We start from the raw sequence: 461 nt of genomic DNA, 5'->3' as shown, positions 1-461 counted from the left end.
CCGCCAGCCCGGCGACCGGGAACCAGCGCATGGCTTTGGCGAAATCCTGCGCGTCAGCCTGAACGGCGGGGAGCGGCAGGCGGGTGAGGAACTGCAGGGCGAGGACGAGGTGCTTCATGAAGGCGCACACTCCCGTCGTCCCGGACTTGATCCGGGACCGGTGGCTGTCTTTAGGCGCGCGCGCTCGGCAGGGCGCCTGCAGCCCGGTGGGTTGTTCACGGCCAGCGGTCCCGGAGCAAGTCCGGGACGACGAGGACGTAGGCAGGCCATTACGACAACTCCACGATCTGCGCGCCTTCGCCAGGCCAGAGGCGCAGGCTCAGCACGCTCGCATAAGGCAGGTCGAAGGCCCAGACTTGCGGCTGCTCCATGTGGAACAGTACCGCCAGCGCCGCGCGCATCGCGCCGCCGTGAGTCAGTACGAGGCTCGGCACCGTGATCCCCGCCAGCGCCTGCTCCAC

2 protein-coding genes are annotated in these 461 nt (G+C 69.2%); both read right to left on the bottom strand.

What is annotated here, in order from left to right; all coding sequences use genetic code 11:
- Positions 1–118 (bottom strand): adenosylcobinamide-GDP ribazoletransferase (locus LH128_RS33960; RefSeq protein WP_008833492.1); only part of this gene is annotated, 118 nt, incomplete at its 3' end.
- Between the two features lie 151 nt (positions 119–269).
- A partial coding sequence (locus LH128_RS30175) for a histidine phosphatase family protein (protein WP_202196510.1) occupies positions 270–461 on the bottom strand: 192 nt, incomplete at its 5' end.

This window comes from Sphingomonas sp. LH128 (assembly GCF_000293195.2).
GTDB classification, from domain to species: domain Bacteria; phylum Pseudomonadota; class Alphaproteobacteria; order Sphingomonadales; family Sphingomonadaceae; genus Novosphingobium; species Novosphingobium resinovorum_A.
Note: the sequence above shows the minus strand (reverse complement) of the source record. Positions and strands in the feature narration are given on the sequence as shown.